22 protein-coding genes are annotated in these 20,650 nt (G+C 72.6%); 8 read left to right on the top strand and 14 right to left on the bottom strand.

The features are described 5' to 3' along the window. Window positions 1-8 precede the first annotated feature (8 nt). From Gocc_RS07405 to Gocc_RS07395, 3 genes are all read right to left on the bottom strand, one after another. Window positions 9-641 carry a DUF1326 domain-containing protein gene (locus Gocc_RS07405; protein WP_114796180.1) on the bottom strand — a complete coding sequence of 211 codons (633 nt, stop codon included), beginning with the start codon at window positions 639-641 and terminating at the stop codon, window positions 9-11. Window positions 642-722: 81 nt separating this feature from the next. Continuing rightward, the gene (locus tag Gocc_RS07400; protein WP_114795914.1) at window positions 723-1,163 is read right to left on the bottom strand and encodes a DUF6941 family protein; all 441 of its coding nucleotides are present in this window, start codon (window positions 1,161-1,163) and stop codon (window positions 723-725) included. A gap of 538 nt (window positions 1,164-1,701) precedes the next feature. Then, entirely contained in the window at window positions 1,702-3,246 is a 1,545-nt protein-coding gene (locus Gocc_RS07395) for a CoA-acylating methylmalonate-semialdehyde dehydrogenase (RefSeq protein WP_114795913.1), read from the bottom strand. Between the two features lie 154 nt (window positions 3,247-3,400). Between Gocc_RS07395 and Gocc_RS07390 the strand changes: the two genes are divergently transcribed. After that, the gene (locus Gocc_RS07390) at window positions 3,401-4,126 is read left to right on the top strand and encodes a zinc metalloprotease (RefSeq protein WP_114795912.1); all 726 of its coding nucleotides are present in this window, start codon (window positions 3,401-3,403) and stop codon (window positions 4,124-4,126) included. Between the two features lie 34 nt (window positions 4,127-4,160). Here the strand turns inward: Gocc_RS07390 and Gocc_RS07385 are convergent, their stop codons facing one another. Next, window positions 4,161-5,246 (bottom strand): NlpC/P60 family protein, encoded by a 1,086-nt coding sequence (locus Gocc_RS07385; protein ID WP_114795911.1) that lies wholly within the window; start codon window positions 5,244-5,246, stop codon window positions 4,161-4,163. A gap of 114 nt (window positions 5,247-5,360) precedes the next feature. Between Gocc_RS07385 and Gocc_RS16900 the strand changes: the two genes are divergently transcribed. The 4 genes from Gocc_RS16900 to Gocc_RS07375 all read left to right on the top strand — a co-directional run bounded on the left by Gocc_RS16900 (window position 5,361) and on the right by Gocc_RS07375 (window position 9,546). Continuing rightward, on the top strand, window positions 5,361-5,483 hold the full coding sequence (locus Gocc_RS16900; protein ID WP_281268430.1) for a hypothetical protein: 123 nt from the start codon (window positions 5,361-5,363) through the stop codon (window positions 5,481-5,483). After that, a complete protein-coding gene (locus Gocc_RS16110) occupies window positions 5,480-5,881 on the top strand; it encodes a hypothetical protein (RefSeq protein WP_181813458.1) in 402 nt (133 codons plus the stop codon). The genes Gocc_RS16900 and Gocc_RS16110 overlap by 4 nt, the downstream gene beginning before the upstream one ends. A gap of 163 nt (window positions 5,882-6,044) precedes the next feature. Further along, the gene (locus tag Gocc_RS07380) at window positions 6,045-7,802 is read left to right on the top strand and encodes an ABC transporter ATP-binding protein (protein WP_181813457.1); all 1,758 of its coding nucleotides are present in this window, start codon (window positions 6,045-6,047) and stop codon (window positions 7,800-7,802) included. Continuing rightward, window positions 7,792-9,546 (top strand): ABC transporter ATP-binding protein, encoded by a 1,755-nt coding sequence (locus Gocc_RS07375; protein WP_114795909.1) that lies wholly within the window; start codon window positions 7,792-7,794, stop codon window positions 9,544-9,546. Before Gocc_RS07380 ends, Gocc_RS07375 begins: the two co-directional genes overlap by 11 nt. A 24-nt stretch (window positions 9,547-9,570) precedes the next feature. Here Gocc_RS07375 and Gocc_RS07370 read toward each other — a convergent pair whose 3' ends face one another. Both Gocc_RS07370 and Gocc_RS07365 read right to left on the bottom strand, forming a co-directional pair. Continuing rightward, the gene (locus tag Gocc_RS07370) at window positions 9,571-9,960 is read right to left on the bottom strand and encodes an aminopeptidase (RefSeq protein ID WP_114795908.1); all 390 of its coding nucleotides are present in this window, start codon (window positions 9,958-9,960) and stop codon (window positions 9,571-9,573) included. Between the two features lie 112 nt (window positions 9,961-10,072). Continuing rightward, on the bottom strand, window positions 10,073-10,396 hold the full coding sequence (locus tag Gocc_RS07365) for a hypothetical protein (RefSeq protein ID WP_114795907.1): 324 nt from the start codon (window positions 10,394-10,396) through the stop codon (window positions 10,073-10,075). Between the two features lie 122 nt (window positions 10,397-10,518). On the opposite strand from Gocc_RS07365, the gene Gocc_RS16105 reads away from it, so the two are divergent. Further along, the gene (locus tag Gocc_RS16105; protein WP_181813456.1) at window positions 10,519-10,692 is read left to right on the top strand and encodes a hypothetical protein; all 174 of its coding nucleotides are present in this window, start codon (window positions 10,519-10,521) and stop codon (window positions 10,690-10,692) included. Between the two features lie 3 nt (window positions 10,693-10,695). Here the strand turns inward: Gocc_RS16105 and Gocc_RS07360 are convergent, their stop codons facing one another. The 8 genes from Gocc_RS07360 to Gocc_RS07325 all read right to left on the bottom strand — a co-directional run bounded on the left by Gocc_RS07360 (window position 10,696) and on the right by Gocc_RS07325 (window position 17,753). Beyond that, window positions 10,696-13,617, bottom strand: coding sequence for a 2-oxoglutarate dehydrogenase E1 component (locus tag Gocc_RS07360; protein WP_114795906.1), 2,922 nt, complete (start codon window positions 13,615-13,617; stop codon window positions 10,696-10,698). A gap of 104 nt (window positions 13,618-13,721) precedes the next feature. Beyond that, the gene (locus Gocc_RS07355) at window positions 13,722-14,012 is read right to left on the bottom strand and encodes a hypothetical protein (protein ID WP_114795905.1); all 291 of its coding nucleotides are present in this window, start codon (window positions 14,010-14,012) and stop codon (window positions 13,722-13,724) included. Further along, entirely contained in the window at window positions 14,009-14,263 is a 255-nt protein-coding gene (locus Gocc_RS07350) for a hypothetical protein (protein WP_114795904.1), read from the bottom strand. The genes Gocc_RS07355 and Gocc_RS07350 overlap by 4 nt, the downstream gene beginning before the upstream one ends. A gap of 28 nt (window positions 14,264-14,291) precedes the next feature. Next, complete coding sequence (locus Gocc_RS07345; protein ID WP_147281215.1) at window positions 14,292-14,555, bottom strand: hypothetical protein; 264 nt, start codon at window positions 14,553-14,555, stop codon at window positions 14,292-14,294. Continuing rightward, window positions 14,543-15,358: a PqqD family protein gene (locus Gocc_RS07340; RefSeq protein WP_147281214.1), complete on the bottom strand. Its 816-nt coding sequence runs from the start codon at window positions 15,356-15,358 to the stop codon at window positions 14,543-14,545. The genes Gocc_RS07345 and Gocc_RS07340 overlap by 13 nt, the downstream gene beginning before the upstream one ends. Beyond that, window positions 15,358-16,761: a hypothetical protein gene (locus tag Gocc_RS07335; protein ID WP_114795901.1), complete on the bottom strand. Its 1,404-nt coding sequence runs from the start codon at window positions 16,759-16,761 to the stop codon at window positions 15,358-15,360. Before Gocc_RS07335 ends, Gocc_RS07340 begins: the two co-directional genes overlap by 1 nt. Next, window positions 16,742-17,515: an ABC transporter ATP-binding protein gene (locus tag Gocc_RS07330; protein WP_181813455.1), complete on the bottom strand. Its 774-nt coding sequence runs from the start codon at window positions 17,513-17,515 to the stop codon at window positions 16,742-16,744. Before Gocc_RS07330 ends, Gocc_RS07335 begins: the two co-directional genes overlap by 20 nt. Before the next feature lie 13 nt (window positions 17,516-17,528). Continuing rightward, the gene (locus Gocc_RS07325; RefSeq protein ID WP_114795899.1) at window positions 17,529-17,753 is read right to left on the bottom strand and encodes a hypothetical protein; all 225 of its coding nucleotides are present in this window, start codon (window positions 17,751-17,753) and stop codon (window positions 17,529-17,531) included. A gap of 164 nt (window positions 17,754-17,917) precedes the next feature. Between Gocc_RS07325 and Gocc_RS07320 the strand changes: the two genes are divergently transcribed. Together Gocc_RS07320 and Gocc_RS07315 are read left to right on the top strand one after the other, a co-directional pair. After that, window positions 17,918-19,330 carry a cellulase family glycosylhydrolase gene (locus Gocc_RS07320; RefSeq protein WP_114795898.1) on the top strand — a complete coding sequence of 471 codons (1,413 nt, stop codon included), beginning with the start codon at window positions 17,918-17,920 and terminating at the stop codon, window positions 19,328-19,330. Window positions 19,331-19,630: 300 nt separating this feature from the next. Further along, a complete protein-coding gene (locus Gocc_RS07315; RefSeq protein ID WP_147281213.1) occupies window positions 19,631-20,650 on the top strand; it encodes a sigma-70 family RNA polymerase sigma factor in 1,020 nt (339 codons plus the stop codon).

The raw sequence follows: 20,650 nt of genomic DNA, 5'->3' as shown, positions 1-20,650 counted from the left end.
CGGCGGTCTCAGCCGTTCGACCAGTCGATCGGGGCGAAATGGCCGTTCTTGCCGGAGTTGTCCCAGCGCATGCCGTGGCCTGCGATCGTGCTGCCCTCTTCGCCGACCGCCAGCGCCAGAGCGCCGGGCGCGAACGGGTGCGCGTTGCTCGCCCAGATCGGCTCGCCCGGCACGATGCTCGGGGCCGCACGCACGGCGAGCTGCGCGACGCCCGGGATCTCGGCGCTGCGGCGGTTGCCGTCCCGCGTGTAGCTGATGGGGGCGGTCGTGACGCCGAGCACCTCGCCGACGAGCGGCGCCAGCAGGCCCATGGGCCCGCCCGCGCTACCGCCGAAGATCGCCTGCAGCGCGTCGCGCTGCGCGTCGTCTGCGCGCTCGTCGAGGTAGAGCGCGACCGTCGCGTTGCCCTCCCCCATCGGACCGGGCGTGCGCAGCATCGCGACCACGTTGAGGCCGTCGAGCGGGGTGTCGCCGAAGTGTCCCTCGTCGACGTGGAAGGCAAACGGCACCTCACACGCCCCCTGCGTCGGCGTCGAGGTCATCGGCTCCTGCGCCGAGAACAGGCAGGGGCAGACGACGTCGCAGTTGCAGTTCTCGAAGTAGTCCCCCTTGACACGCCAGTGGGTCTCTGTCGCGGCCATGTATCCCTCCATTTGTGCGGATATGGACGAGCTCGCTCGGGACAGTAGACCTGCCGGCAGCGCGCGTAAAGGGCCCGCTCGCTACATCGCCTCGTCCTCCCCGCGCACGCTGAACCCGAGGCGCCAGTCGTCGTCGACCTCGCCGTCGATCGACAGCCGCCACTCGTAGCGGCCGCCGGGCGCGAGCGGCAGCGGGCCGGAGTTGACGGCGAGCGGCATCTCGAGCGGGGTGCCGGGCTTGATGCCCGCGGGCCGGCCGACCTCGAACTCGAGGTCGTCGAAGAACACGATCGGCGCCTCCCCGCCGTCCTCCGCGGGCACGAGCACCGGCTGCCCGTCGGCGTCGAGCAGCTCGAGCCGCAACACGTGCCGGCAGTTGGCCTGATCCCACGGCACGTGCACGAGGATGGCGATCCCGAACGGCGTCGGCGCAGGGCCGGTGAGCGACCAGCCGCCGCCGACGACCGTGAGCTTGCCGTCCGCGACCTGCGCGTAGTCGGCGAGGAGCATCGTCACCTTCACGGTGGGCACTCTACGACCACGTGGCGATAGGACGCACCCGGAGCGGGGCAGCGCTCCCGCGGCGGCCTACCGCGCGGCGAGGTCCGAGGGCGCCTTGGCGCAGGCGCGGCCGATCGGATGCGCGGCCTGCACCACCGCTGCGGAGTCGTGCGCGACACACGTCCCTCCGAGGGTGATCGTGGTGCAGCCGGGGTGCTCGCACGCTCGCAGCATTCCTGTCGCCTCCTGCCCCCTCATGTCGAGCTTGGGACGCCGTTTCATCGAACGCTCCGCACCCGGAACCCGGGCCCTTCGAACATCCCCCTCGGGTCGCAGCGTGTCCCACGATCGGGTGAGAGGCATTCCCTCGGGGGAGGGAGCGAATGCCCCGGGACGGTGGACGCTCCACCCTACCGCGTTCTCGAAGGCCCGGCTGTGCCGCCGCTCGGCCCGTGGCCGCCGGAGCTCGCCGCCGCCCGCCGGCCTCGAAGCGACGCCAGCCCGCAATGCCGCGAGAGACGGGCGCCGGGCACGTGCCCGGCGCCCCTGATGCACTCGTCTACCGCGTCTGCGGGAAGCCGAGATCGACCTTGCTCGTCGCGGGGTCGGGCCAGCGCGAGGTGACGACCTTGCCGCGCGTGTAGAAGTGGATGCCCTCGGGCCCGTAGATGTGACTGTCGCCGAACAGCGACGCCTTCCAGCCGCCGAACGAGTAGTACGCGACCGGCACCGGAATGGGCACGTTGATGCCGACCATGCCGGCGTTCACCTCGAACTGGAAGCGCCGTGCGACCCCGCCGTCGCGCGTGAAGATGGCGGTGCCGTTGCCGTACGGGTTGTCGTTGACGAGCTTCACCGCTTCCTCGTAGCTCCCGCAGCGCACGACCGACAGCACGGGCCCGAAGATCTCGTCGCGGTAGGCGTCCATCTCGGGCGTCACCTCGTCGAGCAGCGACACGCCGAGGAAGAAGCCGTCGCCCTCCGGCGCCGTCCGGCGACCGTCCGCGAGAACCTTCGCGCCCTGCTGCTCGCTCGTGTCGAGATAGCCGGCGACCTTGTCGCGGTGCTCGCGCGTCACGAGCGGCCCCATCTCCGAATCCGGCTCCATGCCGTCGCCGACCTTCACCTTCGGCAGCCGCTCCTGGATCGCGGCCACGAGCGGGTCGGCGACGTCGCCGACGGCGACGACGACGGAGACGGCCATGCAGCGCTCGCCCGCCGACCCGTACGCCGCGCTCACCGCCGCGTCGGCGGCCATGTCGATGTCGGCGTCCGGCAGCACGATCATGTGGTTCTTCGCGCCGCCGAGCGCCTGCACGCGCTTGCCGTGCTTCGTGCCCGTCTCGTAGATGTAGCGCGCGATCGGCGTCGAGCCGACGAAGCTCAACGCCGTCACGTCCGGGTGCTCGAGGAGCGCGTCGACGGCAACCTTGTCTCCGTGCACGACGTTGAAGACCCCGTCCGGCAGCCCGGCCTCCTGCAGCAGCTGCGCCGTGAACATCGAGGCGGACGGATCCTTCTCCGACGGCTTCAGCACGAACGTGTTGCCGCAGGCAAGGGCCGGCGCCCACATCCACATCGGCACCATCGCCGGGAAGTTGAACGGCGTGATCCCCGCCACCACGCCGACCGGCTGCCGGATCGAGTACACGTCGATGCCGCTCGAGGCCTGCTCGGAGAACTCGCCCTTCAGCAGCGTCGGGATGCCGCACGCGAACTCGATCACCTCGAGCCCGCGGGTCACCTCGCCCATCGCGTCGGACAGCACCTTGCCGTGCTCGGCGACGAGCAGCTTGGCGATCTCCTCCTTGTTCTCGTGCACGAGCTCGCGGATGCGGAACATCAGCTCCGCCCGGCGCCCGAGCGAGACGGCGCGCCACGACGCGAAGGCCCGCTTGGCGACCTGGACGGCGCGGTCGACCTCCTCGACCGATGCAAGGTCGACGGCACCCGACTGGCGGCCGGTCGCGGGGTTGAAGACGGGGCCCGTGCGCCCGGAGCCGCCGGCGACGACGGCGCCGCCGATCCAGTGGTGGATCGGGGTGACAGCGGAGCCGTTCGCCTCGGCGGCGCTCTCCGCGGGCGAGGGTGCTAGTTCGGTCATGTCTGCCTCCTGAAGGTGTGGTGTGAGGGTACCGCGTGCCGACCACCGCGCACGAGGCACGTGACGCGGACAGCCGGTTGACGGATCGACGGGGATGACGGACACTGGGAGCGCACACCACGACCGGGACACCCGGTCCGAGCGAGGAGCACAGATGAGGAAGATCGGCAGTGTCGTGGCGATGCTCGCGGTCCTCGTGGGCGTCGTCGCCGCCAGCGCGGGCGCAACGCATTCCTGGGGCGGCTACCACTGGGCGCGCACTGCCAACCCGTTTGCGCTCAAGCTCGGCGACAACGTCGACGCGAACTGGGACAGCTACCTCGCCACGACCTCGAGCGGGTGGTCGCAGTCGACCGTGCTCGACACGCCGGTCGTGCCGGGGCTCACGAGCGGGCGCAAGTGCCGGGCCACCCTCGGCCGCGTCGAGGTCTGCAACGCCGCCTACGGCAAGAACGGCTGGCTCGGGCTCGCCCAGATCTGGTTGTCGAGCGGGCACATCAGCCAGGGCGTCGCAAAGATGAACGACACCTATTTCAACCTGGCGAAGTACAACACCCCCGACGAGAAGAACCACGTGATGTGCCAGGAGGTCGGCCACACGCTCGGCCTCGACCACACGAGCACCGACGGCTCCTCGCAGGGGACGTGCATGGACTATTCGACCAGCCCGTCGAGCACGGCGCCGAACGCGCACGACTACGAGGAGCTCGGCATCATCTACAGCCACCTGGACGGCTCGACCACGGTCGGCGCCGTCGCCCCGGGCAAGGGTGGGAAGCCGTTCGCGGAGGCGAACCCGCGCAACGGCAAGGTCTACGTCGACGACATGGGCAACGGCGTCATGCGCGTCACGTTCGTCTACTGGGCCGACGAGGGCTAGAGCGCGAGAGGCGGCGAGCCCCGCCCTCGAACGGCTAGACCGTGAGGCCTGCCTCGGCCAGGGGTCTGCGTGCCCACGCGAAACGCTTCGCGTACCAGCCCTGCAGCGGATCGAGCGACACCCCGCGGCTCGACGAGTGCACGAACCAGCCGCCGCCGACGTAGATCCCCATGTGGCCGATCTGCGCAGGCGTCGACCGCGGGCCCTTGTCGCCGAAGAAGATGAGGTCGCCCGGCTCGAGCGCGTCCATCGCGATGCGCTGCGCGGGGGCGACCTCGGCGCTCATCACGTACGTCGTGCGGCCCCTGATGACTCCGGCGAGCACGGGGGCGCCCGCGAACGGCTCGGCCTTGTAGACGCGCCAGACGAAGCCCGAGCAGTCGAAGCCGCCCGGGGCCGTCACCCAGCCGCCGGGCGCGGTCGCGCTCCACAGCTTCTGCCGCCTCTCCGACGTCCCCGCCCACACGTACGGGTAGCCGACGAAGCGCAGCGCCCTCGTGAGCACGCTGCGCTGCCAGTCGTTCAGCTGAGGCAGCACGAACGTCTGACTGAGCTGGTCTACCCAGGCGGTCTGGCCGTCGCTCAGCGCCAGTACGCGGGCGAGCGAGTAGGCGGCCTCCGCGCGCGTCGCCGGCTGCGTCGGGAGTAGCTCGAGGTCGTCCTGGTCGGCCGGGTGGTCGACGCGCAGGCCGAGCAGGCGCGCGACGGTCTCGGTGCCGAGCATCGAGGTCGGCGCGATGCCCGCGTCGCGGGCAGCGACGCGGAAGCGCCCGGCGGCGGGCAGGAGGCCGAGTGCGGCGACGATCTGTGCGTCGAGCTCGCGCATCGTCACGGGAAGGGACGGATCGGCCGGCGCCTTCGCCTGCCTGCCGAGGGCGGTGAGCGCGTCGTAGAGCTCGCCGCGGGTGAGAGGATCGGTGGGGCGGAACGCGGCAGGGTCGGGGTCGCCTCCGAGCAGGCCGGCTGCGGTCACGGTCGCGATCTGCGCGTCCGCCCACGACGAGACGGCCGGCACGGCGGGAGGCCCGGGCACGGCGGGAACCGGGGGCTGCGCGGCAAGCGCCGGTGCCGCGAGCGCGGCGGCGACGACGGCGAGCGCGGCGAGGAGAGCGCGTCTCATCCCTTCCTGTATCGGCCTCCGTCCGCCGGGCTTGACCTCGAGCGAGGGAAGCCGCGGCCCGCCCGCACGGGGCGCGCGCAGTCCGGCGGCGCGCTGCGCGATTACAGTGCCGCGATGCGTCCGACCCTGGCGGCCGAGCTCGTCCTCTGCTCGTTCTCCGTGGAACCAGCGGAAGAACGCGCTCTGCGGCCGGCGGTGCTCGGCGACAGGGTCGACGGCTCCCGCCCGGCACCGTGACGACCGAGCACGGCATCCGCGACTGGCTCGCCTCCGTCGAGCAGGCGGAGCCCGAGGAGCAGTGGGCGCTCGTCTGTTTCCTCGCCGGCCGCACCGTCGACCTCGACGCCGACGAGCTCGACGCGGCGCTGCGGCGCGCCCAGCTGCTGCTCGCAGCGGGCGGCGACCCACGCCGGCCGCTCGAGCTCCACGGCCGTGCCGTCACCGCGCTCGCCGACGACATCGACACGCCCGCAGCCCGCGCCCGGCTGCGCGCAGGCCTCGACGGGCTCGCGCCTGCGGCCGAGGGGCTTGCCGGCGCGACCGAGGCGCTGCGGCTGCTGCGCGGCGACGGCGACCTCGCATGGCAATGCTTCGCGCTGGCGCTGCTCGCGGCGGAGCTCGCCGGCGACGACTGACTGCGCGTCGCCGTCAGGCCCGAAGCGGCTGATAGTCTTGACTTCCGTCCGCCTCGGAGCCCGGCTCCGGGCGGCCTGCCGCCCGCACCCGGCCGAGGCGGCGCCGCTCGTTCCCCCGTCCCAGCTCTCCGCCACGGTCCGTGCAAAGGAGCCGTCACCCGACGTGAGCACCGTCGACCCACCCGACCTGGCCCTGTGGCCGACCCTGCGCAACCTGTTCCCGCTGTGGTGGGAGCAGCGGCGCATGGTCGCGCTCGGGCTCGCGTGCGCGCTCGTGTTCACCGGGCTCTCGCTGCTGATCCCGGTCCTGATCCAGCGCACGATCGACCGCGCCATCGACGGTGGCGAGAAGCGCCTCCTCCTTCCCACCCTCGCGGCGATCCTCGTCGTTGCCGCGCTGCGCTTCGCGTTCAACTTCGCGCGCCGCTATGCGACTGCGCGCGTCGGCATCGCCGTCGAGGCGCGGCTGCGCGAGAAGCTCTACGACGCCTATCTCACCTACCCGCGCGCCTTCTACGACCGCCACGCCACCGGCGAGGTGATCTCGCGGGCGACGAACGACATCTACCCGGTGCGCTACTTCATCGGCTGGGGCGTCGTGCAGGCGCTGCAGAGCGTGATGATGCTCGTCGGCGCCGCGATCGTGCTGACGAGCGTGAACGCGCGGCTCGCGCTCTACGCGGCGCTCGCGATGCCGCCGATCGCCGTCCTCACCTACGTGTTCGCGCACAAGGTGTTCCCCATCTCGCGCGCGGTGCAGGCACGCAAGGGCCATCTGACCGAGGCATCCGACGAGGCGGTCGTCGGCATCGAGATGGTGCAGGCGTTCGGTCGCGAGGACGACGTCCGCGCGCGCTTCGGCACGCGGGCGGAGGCCGTGCGCGCCGAGACGATGCGGCAGGCGGGCGTCGAGTCGCGCTTCCTGCCGGGCCTCATCTTCCTGCCCTTGCTCGGGATCGCCGCCGTCCTCTACTTCGGCGGCCGCGAGGCGATCGCCGGGACGCTGACGATCGGCCAGTTCACGCTCTTCATCACGCTGCTGCTACAGCTCGTGTGGCCGCTCGAGGCGCTCGGCTGGATCATCAACCTCGGCCAGCGCGCCACCGCGGCCGCGTCGCGGGGCTTCGCCTGGCTCGACGGCATCGAGCCGCTCGCCGAGCGCCCCGACCCGGCGGCGCTCCCGGACGGCCCGCTCGCCGTGCGGATGGAGGGCGTGCGCTTTCGCTACGGCACCGGCTCCGAGGTGCTGTCGGGCGTCGACCTCGAGATCGAGCCGGGCGAGATCGTGGCCGTGTGCGGCGCCACCGGGGCCGGCAAGACGTCACTCCTCAATCTCGTCCCCCGCTTCTACGACCCGAGCGCCGGACGCGTGCTGCTCGGCGGCGTCGACAGCCGCGATCTGGCCCTGGCGGGACTGCGGCGCTCGGTCGCGCTCGTGACCCAGAAGGCGGTGCTGTTCTCGGTGCCGCTGCGCGACAACCTGCTCGCCGCCCGGCCCGACGCCGACTGGGAGGAGGTGCTCGCCGCGTGCGAGGCGGCGGGCGTGGCCGCCTTCGTCGACGGGCTGCCCGACGGGTACGACACGCTCATCGGCGAGCGCGGGGTCAACCTCTCCGGAGGCCAGCGCCAGCGCGTCGCCCTCGCGCGCGCGCTCATCGCCGGCGCCCGCGTGATCGTGCTCGACGACCCGATGTCGGCCGTCGATACGGAGACCGAGCGCCACCTCGTCGCCAACCTGCGTTCCGCCGTCGCCGGCCGCACCGTCCTCATCGCGGGCCAGCGGCTGTCGACGGTGCTCGTCGCCGACCGTGCGCTCGTGCTGCGTGACGGGCGCATCGTCGAGAGCGGCCTGCCGCAGGACCTGATCCGCGCCGGCGGCGCGTTCGCCGAACTGTTCGGAGACGAAGCCCTTGCAGCCTGAGGCGAGACGAAGCGGGCTCTCGCGCCTCTGGCCCTACACGGCGGGCCGGCGGCGGCGGCTGGCGCTGATCATGCTGCTCGCCGCCGTCTCGGCCGCGGCGCCGGTCGCCGGCTGGACGATCGTCGGCGACGCGATCGACAACGGCATCCGCGCCTCCGATCCCGCGCGGCTGCGCCTCGACGTCGCTGCGTACATCGCCGTCGGCGTCGCCGCCTGGGCGCTCGGCACGACCACCTGGATCATGCTCGCCGGCATGGGGCAGCGCGCCGTGCTCGACCTTCGCCGCGACCTCTTCGACCATCTGACGTCTCTGTCGCTGCGCTACTTCTCGCAGCAGAAGGCCGGCTGGATCATCGCGCGACTCACGTCCGACGTGGACGCGCTCTCCGATGTGCTCAACCAGGGCCTGACGACGCTCGTCGTCAACTCGCTCACGCTCGTCGCCGCGGTCGGCGGGCTGTTCCTGCTCGACTGGCGCCTCGGCCTCGTGGCGCTGCTCGTGCTTCCTCCCGGGATCCTCGTGACGCGATGGTTCCAGCGAACGTCGCACATCGCGTTCTCCGACGTGCGCACGCGAATCGCCGCCGTCACCGCGCAGCTCGCCGAGTCGGTGTCGGGCATGGCGGTCGTGCAGGCGTTCAACCGCGAGCGCGCATTCCAGAGCGAGTTCGCCGAGCTCAACGAGGCGAACCGCGTCTCCAACCTCCATGCGCAGAAGCTGTCGTCGTTCTTCTTCCCGGCGATCGAGTTCCTCGGAGTCACCGCAACGGTGTTCGTCCTCTTCGCGGGAGCGAAGCTGATCGACGGCGGCTCGCTCAGGATCGGGACGCTGATCGCGGCCGTCGGCATGCTGCAGCTCGTGTTCCAGCCGCTGCAGGAGCTGTCGGAGCTGTACGGCCAGGTGCAGGCGGCGAGCGCGGCGATGGGCAAGATCTCCACCGTCCTCGACGCCGACCAGGAGATCGGCGACCGGCCCGGCGCACGGCCGATCGGCCGCATCGGCGGCCGCGTCCAGCTCGACGGCGTCGTCTTCGCCTACGGCGAGGAACCGGTCGTCCACGACATCTCGATCGAGGTGCCCGAGGGCGGCTGCATCGCGCTCGTCGGCGAGTCGGGCGGCGGCAAGTCGACGATGGCGAAGCTGATCGCCCGCTTCTACGACCCCCTCGAGGGCGCCGTCCGCGTCGACGGCACCGACCTGCGCGACGTGCAGCTTCGCTCCTACCGGCGCCAGCTCGGCGTCGTGCTGCAGGACCCGTTCCTGTTCAGCGGCACGATCGCCGACAACATCCGCTTCGGCCGCCCCGAGGCGCGCGACGAGGAGGTCGAGGCGGCCGCGCGAGCGATCGGCGTCGACCGTGTCGCGGCGCGCTTCGAGGAGGGCCTCCAGCACGTCGTACGCGAGGGGGGCGCCGGCCTGTCGGCGGGCGAGCGGCAGCTGATCTCGATCGCCCGCGCGCTGCTCGCCGACCCGCGCATCCTCATTCTCGACGAGGCGACCTCGAACATCGACCGGCCGAGCGAGATCCTCATCGAGCGGGCGTTCGACACGCTCCTGCGCGGGCGCACGTCGATCATCATCGCCCATCGCCTGGCGACGGTGCGGCGGGCCGACGAGATCCTCGTGATCGAGAAGGGGCGCATCGCCCAGCGCGGCAGCGAGGCCGAGCTGCTCGCCACGGACGGGCCGTTCAGGCGTCTTGCCGAGACCTTCGACGGCTCGCTCGCCCGCAGAGTCGCCTGACGGGAAGGCAGCAGCCGCTCGCGCTCAGGAGAGCACCCAGACGTCGTCGCGCATGATCGGCGTTGCGCGGCCGTCGCCGTCGAGCCCATCGACGTCCGGCTCGGCATCGCCCGTGAGCTGGATCAGCGCAGGCCGCTCCTCGCGCCACGAGCGGATCCACTCGAGCATGAAGGCGGGCGTCTTGCCGAGCATCTCCGCGGGCCCGAGCTCGATGGCGGCGCGCCGCAGATGCTGATCGACGTAGCGCACGGTGACCCGCTTCGCGCCCGCCCGGTACGCCTCGCGGAAGACGGCGCGGGCGTTGCCGGCGTGTTCGACCTGGCACCCCACGACGACCTCCTGGCCCGGCTGCACGTCGGCGCCGACGCGGACGGCCAACTCGGCGTAGCGCCGCAAGCGCTCGTCGGGAGTCACCGCGCGAGCCTACCCGACCGATCCCCGTCGCAGCCGCGCATCGCTGCTGCACCTGCGAGGCGCACGCCAGGCACATGCCTGGCGTGCAGTCCGAGCGTCCGTCAGAGGACGCTCACTCGCCCCAGTCGAAATCGCGGGGAGACCGCCCCCACAGATCCTCGTCCAGCGCCGGGCCCTCGAGGGAAACGGCGTCCTTCGTCAACTCCTGGCCCGGCCAGGGCAGCGCTGCCGAGCGAAGCTCCGCGGCGGGCTCGCCGTCGAGCGTCTCCTCGAGGCGCGCCTGCTCCTCGGACTTGAACAGCGGATGGTTCTCGAACGGATCCTCGATCTGGTACCGGTCGAGCGGCATGTTGCCGTCGAGATCGGCATTGCGCCTCTTGAGCTCCAGGTGGTCCTGGATCACGCTTGCGAAGTACGAGTGGGTTTCGACCGGCATATGGCCTCCCGGGTCGGGGACAGGGCTGCAGAACGCCAGGTGAAGAGTCTAGCCGACCACGATGTGCCTGCAAGCGAACCGTTTCGCCGCGCGCAGCGGCGGGCATGTGTCACCATCTGCTCATGCCACGCCTTCCCACGAACCCGGTCTCGGCGGGCTTCCTGCTCTACAAGGCCTGGCGGAGGCTGCCGGCCAAGCAGCGGCGCCAGCTTCTCGACGCCGCGCGCAGGCACGGCCCCGCGGCGGCCGCCGCCCTCGCGGCGGTCGCGAAGACGCGCGCCCGCAAGAAGCCGTAGCCGTCAGGCGGGGGCGCCGGCGAGCGCCGCACGCACGATGCGGTCCTGCTCGCGCTGGTGGGCGGTCGGATAGCCCTCGCTCGGCGCCGCGCGCCAGGGACGGCCGACGTAGGAGACAGCGCTGAGCGACGAGCTCGAGCGGGCCGCGTCCTCGAGACGATGGCGGATCGACCGCCACGCCCCCATGTTCTGCGGCTCCTCCTGCGCCCACACGATCTCCGTCAGGGCCGGGTACGACGCCACGAGCGCGGCGAGGGCCTCGACCGGGAACGGGTACAGCTGCTCCACGCGGGCGACGGCGGTCGAGACGGCGCGGGGGCGCTCCTCATGGCCGACGATGTCGTAGTAGACCTTGCCGCTGCAGAGCACGAGCCGCCGCACGGCAGCACGGTCGACGACGGAGACGTCGTCGATCACCTGCTGGAACGCTCCCTCCGAGAGCTCCGGCAGCGTCGACGAGGCCTGCTTGAGGCGCAGCAATCCCTTCGGCGTCATCACGACGAGCGGCCGCGCGGTGGCGTCGAGCGCCTGCCGGCGCAACAGGTGGAAGAACTGGGCCGCCGTCGTGCAGTTGGCGATACGGATGTTGTCCTGGGCACCCTGCTGCAGGAACCGCTCGAGGCGCGCGCTCGAATGCTCGGGGCCGTTGCCCTCGTAGCCGTGGGGCAGGAGCAGCGTCAGGCGGGAGGTCTGGCCCCACTTCGAGCGGCCCGCGACGAGGAACTGGTCGATCACGATCTGGGCGCCGTTGACGAAGTCGCCGAACTGCGCCTCCCACAGCACGAGCGCATCGGGTGCGGCGACGGAGTAGCCGTACTCGAAGCCGAGCGGGGCGTACTCGGAGAGCGGGGAGTTGTAGACCTCGAAGGAGGCGGTGGCGCCGGGCAGGTGCTGGATGGGCGCGTAGGTCTCGCCCGTGGCAGGGTCGTGGAACATGAGATGCCGGTGCGCGAACGTGCCGCGCTCGGCGTCCTGACCGGAGAGCCGCACGGGAATGCCCTCCTCGAGCAGTGAGCCGAACGCGAGCGCCTCGGCCTGGCCCCAGTCGATCCCTCCCTCGACGATCGTCGCCCGCCGGCGTTCGAGCTGCCTGGCGAGCTTCGCGTTGACGACGAACGACTCCGGCACCGTCAGGAGCTGCTCGTTGAGCGCGCGCAAACGGCCTGCCGGCACCGCCGTCACGACGGCATCGCCCGTCGTCGTGACGGCGGTCACCTCGGCCGGCACGGCGGCGGCCGCCGGCTCCTGGCCGATGGCCGACCGCAGGCGCTCGTGCGCGGCACGCAGCGTCTCCGTCACGTCGCCCACGTACGCGTCCACCTCCTCCTGCGTGGCGTCGCCGTCGGCGACGAGGTGCGCGGCATAGACCTCGCGCACCGTGGGCTGGCGCTGGATGCGCTCGACCATCAGCGGTTGCGTGTACGACGCGTCGTCCTGCTCGTTGTGGCCGAAGCGCCGGTAGCCGACGAGGTCGATGACGACGTCGTGGCCGAACTCCTCGCGGAAGGCGAGCGCGAGCCGGACGGCCGACAGGGCCGCCTCGGGATCGTCGGCGTTGACGTGCACGATCGGCACGTCGAAGCCCTTGGCGAGATCGCTCGAATAGCGGGTCGAGCGGCTCTCGGTCGGGTCGGTCGTGTAGCCGACCTGGTTGTTCGTGATCAGGTGCAGGGTGCCGCCGGTGGCGTAGCCCTCGAGCGCCTGCAGGTTGAGCGTCTCGGCGACGACGCCCTGGCCGGGGAAGGCTGCGTCGCCGTGGATGAGAACGGGGAGCGCGACCGACGGGTCGTGCAGCCCCGCGCCGCCGGAGCGGTCGGTCTGCTGCGCACGCGCCCGGCCCTCGACGACCGGCCCCACCGCCTCCAGGTGGCTCGGGTTGGGAACGATCGTCACCTCGATCTCGCCCGCCGGCGTCGTACGCGTGCCGGACGCGGGAAGGTGGTACTTGACGTCGCCGGTGCCGCCTTCCGGATCGACGACGAGCGCGTCGATCGAGCGCTCGCCCTCGAACTCGCGCAGGATCGACTCGTACGAGCGCCCGACCGTGTGGACGAGCGCGTTGAGGCGGCCGCGATGCGCCATTCCGATCACGACCTCGTGCGCGCCCGCTTCGGCTGCGAGCGCGATCGTCTCGTCGAGCATCGGCACGAGCGCCTCGAGACCCTCGAGCGAGAACTGCTTCTGGCCGAGGAAGGAGCGGCGGAGATACTGCTCGAAGCCCTCCGCCTGGGAGATCCGGCGCAGCAGCGCCTTGCGCTCGTCCGGGCTGAGAGGGCGGCGAAAGCGCCCCGATTCGATCGCCTGCCGCAGCCAGACGCGCTCGGCGTGGTCGGAGATGTGCTCGATCTCGTAGGCGATCGTGCCGGTGTAGACCTCGCGCAGGCGCGGGAGCGCCTCGAGCAGCGTGTCGCCGGGGACGTAGAGGCGCAGGAGCGACGCCGGGATGCGCGCCTGCAGCTCGGGCGTGAGCGGGGGCAGGAGTCGCGACTCGTCGAGCGCCGGGTCGCCGGGGGGCTCCGACCCGAGCGGGTCGAGATGCGCCGCCAGATGGCCGTGCATCCGGTAGGCCTTGACAAGAGCCATCGCCGCCGCGACGCCGCCGAGGAGCGTCTCGTCGACGGCGGCCGGCGTGCGGGACGGCTCGGGGGTGGGCTGCGGCGTGCTCGCCTGCCCGGCGGGAGCCGGCGGCGGGAAGGCCACGGACGGCGGCGGGGCCGGCGCGGGCGGGGAGACCAGGCCGTTCCCGTCCCCATCGCGCGACCCGATCAGACGCGAAAGGCCGGGCAGCGCCGCCACGGCGGCCTGCGGCTCGCCCTCGAACAGCGCCCGCCACTCGGGCGGCACGGCCCCCGGCGCGTCGAGGTAGTCCTCGAGCATCTGGGCGACGTAGCCGGCATTGAGCCCTGACCGATCGGTTGCGCTCATCGAAGGTGTTGTACCAGCGGTCGTATCGCTCCCCGCCGGGCGGACACGTGCCGGGATCCGTTCGAGGGCGCCGTCCGGCAAGCGTCTGCGCGGCGGATGCAGGCTCAGATGAGCGGGTTTCCGGTGATGACCGCGAGAGTCATTCCGACCACCCAGGCGAGCATGGCAAACAGGGCTGCCTTGAGGGCGAGCTTCTCGTAGCGCGGGCTCATGCGCGCGACGACGAGCGCGAGGATGATCGCGATCGGAGCGGTGCGCGCGGGGCGCGCCTCGAGCTCGAGGATCAGGCCCATGCCCATCGCGATTCCCGACAGCGCCACCGACGCGACGCCGAGCAGGCCGGCGACGGCGTCGACGGCCGTGTAGCGCTCCCTCCGCTCGTCCACGGCGCTCACCGGCGCACCTCCGCGCGTGCGCTGCGAGGCGACCGGCCGGGCCTGCGGCTCGGCCGCGGCCTGACAGGCCTGCGCGCACGCACGGTGCCGGAGCGCGCCAGCGCGCCGCCCGGCGGCGTGTCGTCGACGGGAACGAGCGGCGCCGGTTCGGCCGGCAGCGGCTCTGCCTTGATCGCCCACCAGACGACGACGCAGAGATAGACGATGGGGATTTTCAGGATCAGCAGCATGAAGACGATCTCCCAGACCATGCGCCAGCCATCCTACGCGATCGGGGCGTCAACGTGAGCGGCGGGCGAGCACCGTCGCCGCGAGCGCGTTTGCGAGGCCGCCCGCGACGGCGAGCACGAGCAGGCCCGAGCCGAAGGTGGTCGTCGTGGTGCCCGCCCGCGTGTCCACGGCGACGAGCACGAGCGGTCCCAGCGCGAGCCGGAGCACATCCGCGCCGGACGCCTGCGAGACGGCCGCGAGCGCGGCCGCGGCCGTGTAGGCGAGCAGCCCCGCCGCGAGCGCGCCGAGGAGGAATGCCTTCACAATCCGCATGCCGCCCTCCCGTCGGAGGCGAGGACGGTGAGAGCGACCGCGTGCGCGCAGAGAGGCCCGGCTGCGATCGCCACGGATGCCGATCCGAGCGCGGCGGCGACCGCCGCGGCAAGGACGCCGGCTGCGGCGACGGCGAGCGGGCCCGCGAGCGCGACGAGCGCCCGGCGCCGGGACGCCAGCGCGGCGTGCAGGAGGTAGGTGCGCCGCCCGCGTACGACGAGCGCCGTCGGAACGCCGCGCAGCGCCACCGCGTGCGCCGCCTCGTGGAACGCAAGCCCTCCGCCGCAGGCGGCCCCGATCGCAAGCGCAGCGGACGGCTCGACGCTGCCGGCGAACGCCTCGACGTGGGCGACCGCGAGCACGCCGAGGAAAGCGATCGCCGCCGCCCGCCGCCACACCGCGGCGAACACCGTGAGCACGGATCTGCGTGCGGAGGTCGTGTCGACGGGATGCCGGCGCGCGGTCGAGTGGGGAATCGCGCCGGCGGGGAGCAGCCGGGCCGCCAGGCGAAGCCAGGCCAGGAGACGACGCAGGCGTCCACCGGGATGGTCGAGGTTCGCGAGGCTGAGGCGGTTGAGCTGCCAGACGAAGGCGAGCACGTCGGCGCGGGCGCGGGCGACGGGGAGGGCGAACGTGGCGGCGACCTCGTCCACGATCTCTGCCAGGCTCGCGCCCACGCGTGCCAGCACCAGCTCCCCGGCGGCGTTGAGCGGCCATCCCTCGCCCCGAACCTCGTCGGCGAGGAGCCCGTCGCGCAGCGCCACCCCATGCGGCAGCACGAGGCGGTCGCCGGACTCGAGCATCAGCCGCCCCTGCGCACGCGTGCCACGAAGGCGCCGTGCGCAGCCAGCCACGCGCAGCAGACGAGCAGGGCGGCGGCCACAGGCGACGGCAGCCCCGCGGCAACGAGGCGCGGCCCGCTGAGGCCCGCCAGCACCGACGCCGCGGCAAGGCAGGCGGCGAAGGCGGCGAACGTGGCAAGCTGATCGCCGATGCCGCCGCCGCGGCAGGGGACGAGCACGCCGGCCAGTACCGCGACGGCGACGGTCCCGGCCAGCATCGCCGCCACGGAGGCAAGCGCGCCGCCGCGAGCGCCGGACACGACGGCTGCCAGGACGACGACGGGAGCGACGGCCGCGAGGACGACCGCCGCCGCGACGAGCGAGGCGGGAGCGGGAGGCGTCAGGCGCCCCGTGGGGGCAGCCGCCCACAGCCAGCGGCCGCGAAGGACGGCTCCGGCCGTCGCCGTCGGCACGAGCGCGGCGCCGAGCAGCGTGCTCGTCACCCCGAGCTGCAAGGGCGCCGGGGCGCCCGCGCCCGAGGCCGTGGCGAGCACCACCCCGGCGACGCCGAGCAACGACGCGAAGGCGATCCCGATGCGTGTCTCGCCGCGCCGCGCAAGGAGCGCGAGGACGGCCGTTCCCGCCGCGAGCGCACCGACTCCGCGCACGACGGCCGTCGCGCGAAGCGCTCGCCGCCGTGCGGCCGGCGGCCGCACGGCGGCGAGCCACGCCCAGGCTGCCGCGAGCGCTGCGCCCGCCGCCGCAGACCCGGCGACCGCCTGCCAGGCGCCCTGCGACCCCGCGAGAGACAGGGCCGTCAGGCCCACCGGGCCGAGCGCAACGTCGCCCGCCCACGCCCCGGCGGCGAGCCAGCAGGCTGCGGCGGGGACGACGACGAGCGGCGCCAGCAGGCGGCCGCGAGCGGCATGGGCGATCGCTTCCACCGCGAGAGCTCCGGCGGCCACGCCCACAACGGGGACGAGCGTGAGCGCGACGCCTGCCGGGCGCCCTCCCGGTGAGGCCGCAGCGACCACGAGGGCGAGAGCGGCGACACCCGGCAGCACGGCCGCAGCGGCGAGGAGCAGCGGGGCGAGCGCCGACGCCGTGACGGCCGCCATCGCGCCGACCGGGGCGGCGGCGAGCTGCGGCCCGAGCTCGCCCCGGCCGCGGGCGGAGAGGCCGAGGACGCCGCCCGCGGCGGCGGCGGCGAGCAGCGGGCCGACGACGAGCGCGCGGGCGACCGCCGCGTCGGCGAGGGACGGGCCGAGCTCGCGCGCGAGCACGGCGCCGAGCCGCGCGAGGAGGACGGGCGCCCCCGCGAGCGCGACGCAGGTGAGCGCGGCCGCAACGGGCGAGAGCCGTGCCAGTGACGCGAGGCGCCGGAGCTGGCAGACGCACAGCGCCCTACAGAGCAGCCAGGTCATCCCGCACCCGACCGCGCAGGCCGCGCTCTCCGACGACATCCAGGAAGACCTCCTCGATCGACGACGCGCGTCGCCGCTCTCGTAGCTCGGCCGGGGTCCCGCGCTCGACGACGCGGCCCTGCGCGAGCAGCACGAGCTCGTCGCACGACGCGTCCGCGAACGCCAGGTCCTGGGTCGCGAGCAGGACGCCGCAGCCGCGGGAGGCGAGCGCGCGCATCGCCTCGTCCAGCACCACGATCGCCTCCGGGTCGAGCGTCGCCGTCGCCTCGTCGACGAGCACGAGCGGTGGGGCGAGCGAGAACGCGGCGACGATGCTCGCCTGCCGGCGCAGTCCGCGGGAGAGGGAGCCGAGCCGCTGCCCGGCGCGCGGAGCCAGTCCGAACGCGTCGAGCAGCACGCGCGCGCGGACGGTCGCCTCGTCGCCAGCGCGCCAGAGCCCGTGCACGAGCGCCACGAGCTCTCCCACCGTGAGCTCGTCGAAGCCGGCCGGCTCGTCCGGCACGAGACCGACCCGCGCACGGGCGAGCCGGCTGCCCGCGGGCTCGCCCGCAACGACGGCCGTTCCCGCATCGGGTCGCGTCAGGCCGGCGACGACGTGCAGCAGCGTCGTCTTGCCGGAGCCGTTCGGGCCGACGAGACCGACGACCCGGCCCGCGGGCACGCGCACGTCGACGTCCGCCAGAGCCGCTGCGCGGCCGTAGCGCTTGGCGAGACCACGGGCGACGAGGGGAACGGGAGGGTGGCTCGACGCCACCCTCCCGCCGCTCTCAGGACGGGCTCTTGCAGACAACCTTGAAACCCGACCAGCCGAACTGGATCTCGGCGCTGCCGCCACCGTGGCGGCACCAGGCCGCGTACGCCAGCGCGATGGCATAGGCGAAGCCGACGACGACGATCCACCAGACGACCTCGTCCGTCTCGGCGACCTCGCCGCGGTAGGCGAGCGCGGGCGGCTTGTAGGCCGGGGCCGCGAGCGCGAGCGCTGTGTCCATGCGTCCCTCCTTCGATTCGTGGGTGACGCAGCTCACGCTAGGCGGGCAACAGGAACAGGTGTGTGCCGCCTTTGTGCCGGATGCGTGACGGCGAGCCTTCACATCGCGCTCACAGGAGATCGATACGGTAGGGGCTCGACCACCGTCCCGCAAGGAGGAAGCCCGTGCATTCCGTCCGTCTGCTGGTCGCCGCCGTCGTTGCCGCGGCCGTCCTCGCTCCCGTCGCCGCCTCGGCCGAGCGCATGTGGCTCGGCTTCCACGACGACCCCGTGCTGCGCTTCGACGCAAATCGGCAGGCGGAGATGGATCTCGCGCACGGCGCCAACAACGCGTCGATCCTGCGGACGCTCGTGACCTGGGCCGACGTCGCCCCGACGCGGCCGGCGAATGCCGCCGATCCGTTCGATCCCGCCTACCGGCTCGACGACCTCGACGAGCTCGTCCGCAACGCCCAGGCGCGCGACATGGAGGTGCTCCTCACCTTGTGGGGCACGCCGCCGTGGGCGAACGGCGGCAAGGGCCGCAACGTCCTGCCGACGAATCTGGCCGACTTCCAGAACTTCTCGCGGGCGCTGGCCGCGCGCTACTCGGGCCGCTACGCCGGCTACCCGTTCGTCCGCTTCTACGGCATCTGGAACGAGTCCAACCTGGGTCTCTTCCTGTCGCCGCAGTTCAACGCGAAGGGGCAGATCGTCTCCGCCGCCGCCTACGCGAAGCTCGCCGCGGCGGGATACGCCGGGATCAAGGCGGGCAGCCCCAGGGCGCTCGTCGCGATCGGGGAGACGTCGTCGAACGGGCGCGACAGGAAGAAGGCCGGCGTCAGCGACGCGGTGTCGCCGGGCAAGTTCGCCGAGCTCGTGGCAAAGGCGAACAGGAAGCTCAAGTTCGACGCCTGGGCGCAGCATCCGTACCCGGTGCCGGTCAACCTGAAGCCGACGCAGAAGGTGAGGTGGCCGAACGTGGCGCTGTCGTCGCTGCCGCGGTTCGAGAAGGCGCTCGACGGCTGGTTCCAGCGCAGGAACATCCCCATCTGGATCACCGAGTACGGCCACGAGACGAGGCCGGGAGAGCCGAAGGGCGTCACCGAGGCGCAGCAGGCGCAGTACATCCCGCAGGCGATCGCGCTCGTCCGGAAGGATCCGCGCGTGACGATGTTCGTCTGGTTCGTGCTGCGGGACTCTCAGGGCAGCCCGTGGCAGAGCGGCCTCTACCGCAGGGACGGGAGCGCGAAGCCCGGCCAGGCGAGGTTCGCGGCCGCCGCCGCCGCGCTGCGCGCGACGAACGGGAAGGTCACGGTCAAGGGCGGGACGAAGGATCCGGCCCTCACGGTCTACGTGCGCTCGTTCTGCGCCAACAACGCGCCGGGAACCCCCGTCGGGATCACGTCGAAGACGACGCGGGGCGCGGCGGTCGTCGCGGTGTCGCAGCCGAGCGTCGCCCTCGCGCCCGACTGCACCGTGTCGTACCGCGTGACGGGCCTGACGGTCGCCAGGAAGCAGACCTACACGGTGAAGGCGAGCCTGAACACGGCGAACGGCGACGCCGTCACGCGCACGATCACGATCGTCGGAGTCTGAGCGCGACGGGAGGTTGTAAGGAGAAGGAAAACTCCCGCTAACCGGGAATTCCCTCGGGCGTCAAACGTTGTAGACTATACGGACACCGTTCCCGCGGAAACGCGTTCGACGGGGCTGCGTGGAGCGAGCCCTGGAAGAACGGTGTCGAGTGAGCCCCGAAGCGCTCGTGCGACCGCAGCGCAGCCCCACGCGCGAGCATCCACGACGAGGACGAAGATACCGAAAGGAATCACGCTGAACACGACGATCGACATCCCTGCCATCGACACCTTCCTGTCCGACGCCCAGGAGCGCGGACGCGTGGAGGCGTCGGAGCTCGAGGCCCTGGCGCTCGAGCTCGACCTCGACGAGGTCGCCGTCGACGACGTGCGGGCGGCGCTGGCCGACCGCGCGATCACCGTCGGCGAGACCGAGGACGCCGAGGAGCCCGACGCTGCCGCGGCAGCCGAGGAGGCCGCCTGGACCGCCGACGCGGCCCCGGTGCTGACCGACTCGCTCCAGCTCTTCCTGCAGGACGTCGGCAGGCACAAGCTCCTCACGGCGGCCGAGGAGGTCACGCTCGCGAAGCGCGTCGAGCGCGGCGACAAGGCCGCGAAGGAGCGCATGATCAACGCCAACCTGCGCCTCGTCGTCTCCATCGCGAAGAAGTACCGCGGCCACGGCGTGCCCTTCCTCGACCTGATCCAGGACGGCGTCATCGGCCTCAACCGCGCGGTCGAGAAGTTCGACTGGCGCAAGGGCTACAAGTTCTCCACGTACGCGACGTGGTGGATCCGGCAGGCCTGCCAGCGGGCGATCTCCAACCAGGGCGCCACGATCCGCGTGCCGGTGCACGTGCAGGAGCGGCAGCAGAAGCTCGCCCGCGCCCGGCAGCGCCTCGAGGTGAAGCTCGAGCGCGAGCCGACGATCGAGGAGCTCGCCAAGGAGACCGGCCTCAAGGAGTCGCACGTCGAGGAAGCGCTGTCCACCGCCGACGCGTCCGTGTCGCTGAACCAGTCGGTCGGCTCGGACGGCGACGGCGAGCTCGGCGACCTGTTCGCCGACCGCAGCGCCGTCGATCCCGCCGACGAGGCGGACGAGACGCTGCAGCGGCTCGAGGTGCGCCGCGCCGTGGAGGCGCTGCAGGAGCCGGACCGCCGCGTGCTCGAGCTGCGCTTCGGCTTCGCCGGCGAGCAGTGGACGCTCGAGGCGATCGGCAAGGAGCTCGGCCTCACGCGGGAGCGGGTGCGCCAGATCGAGTCCCGCGCGCTGACGCGCCTGCAGCACCAGCTCAAGGACGTCGTCCACGCCGGCGGCGACGACGTTCACCTCGCCGCGTAG

Source organism: Gaiella occulta (genome assembly GCF_003351045.1).
Classification (GTDB): Bacteria; Actinomycetota; Thermoleophilia; order Gaiellales; family Gaiellaceae; genus Gaiella; species Gaiella occulta.
Note: the sequence above shows the minus strand (reverse complement) of the source record. Positions and strands in the feature narration are given on the sequence as shown.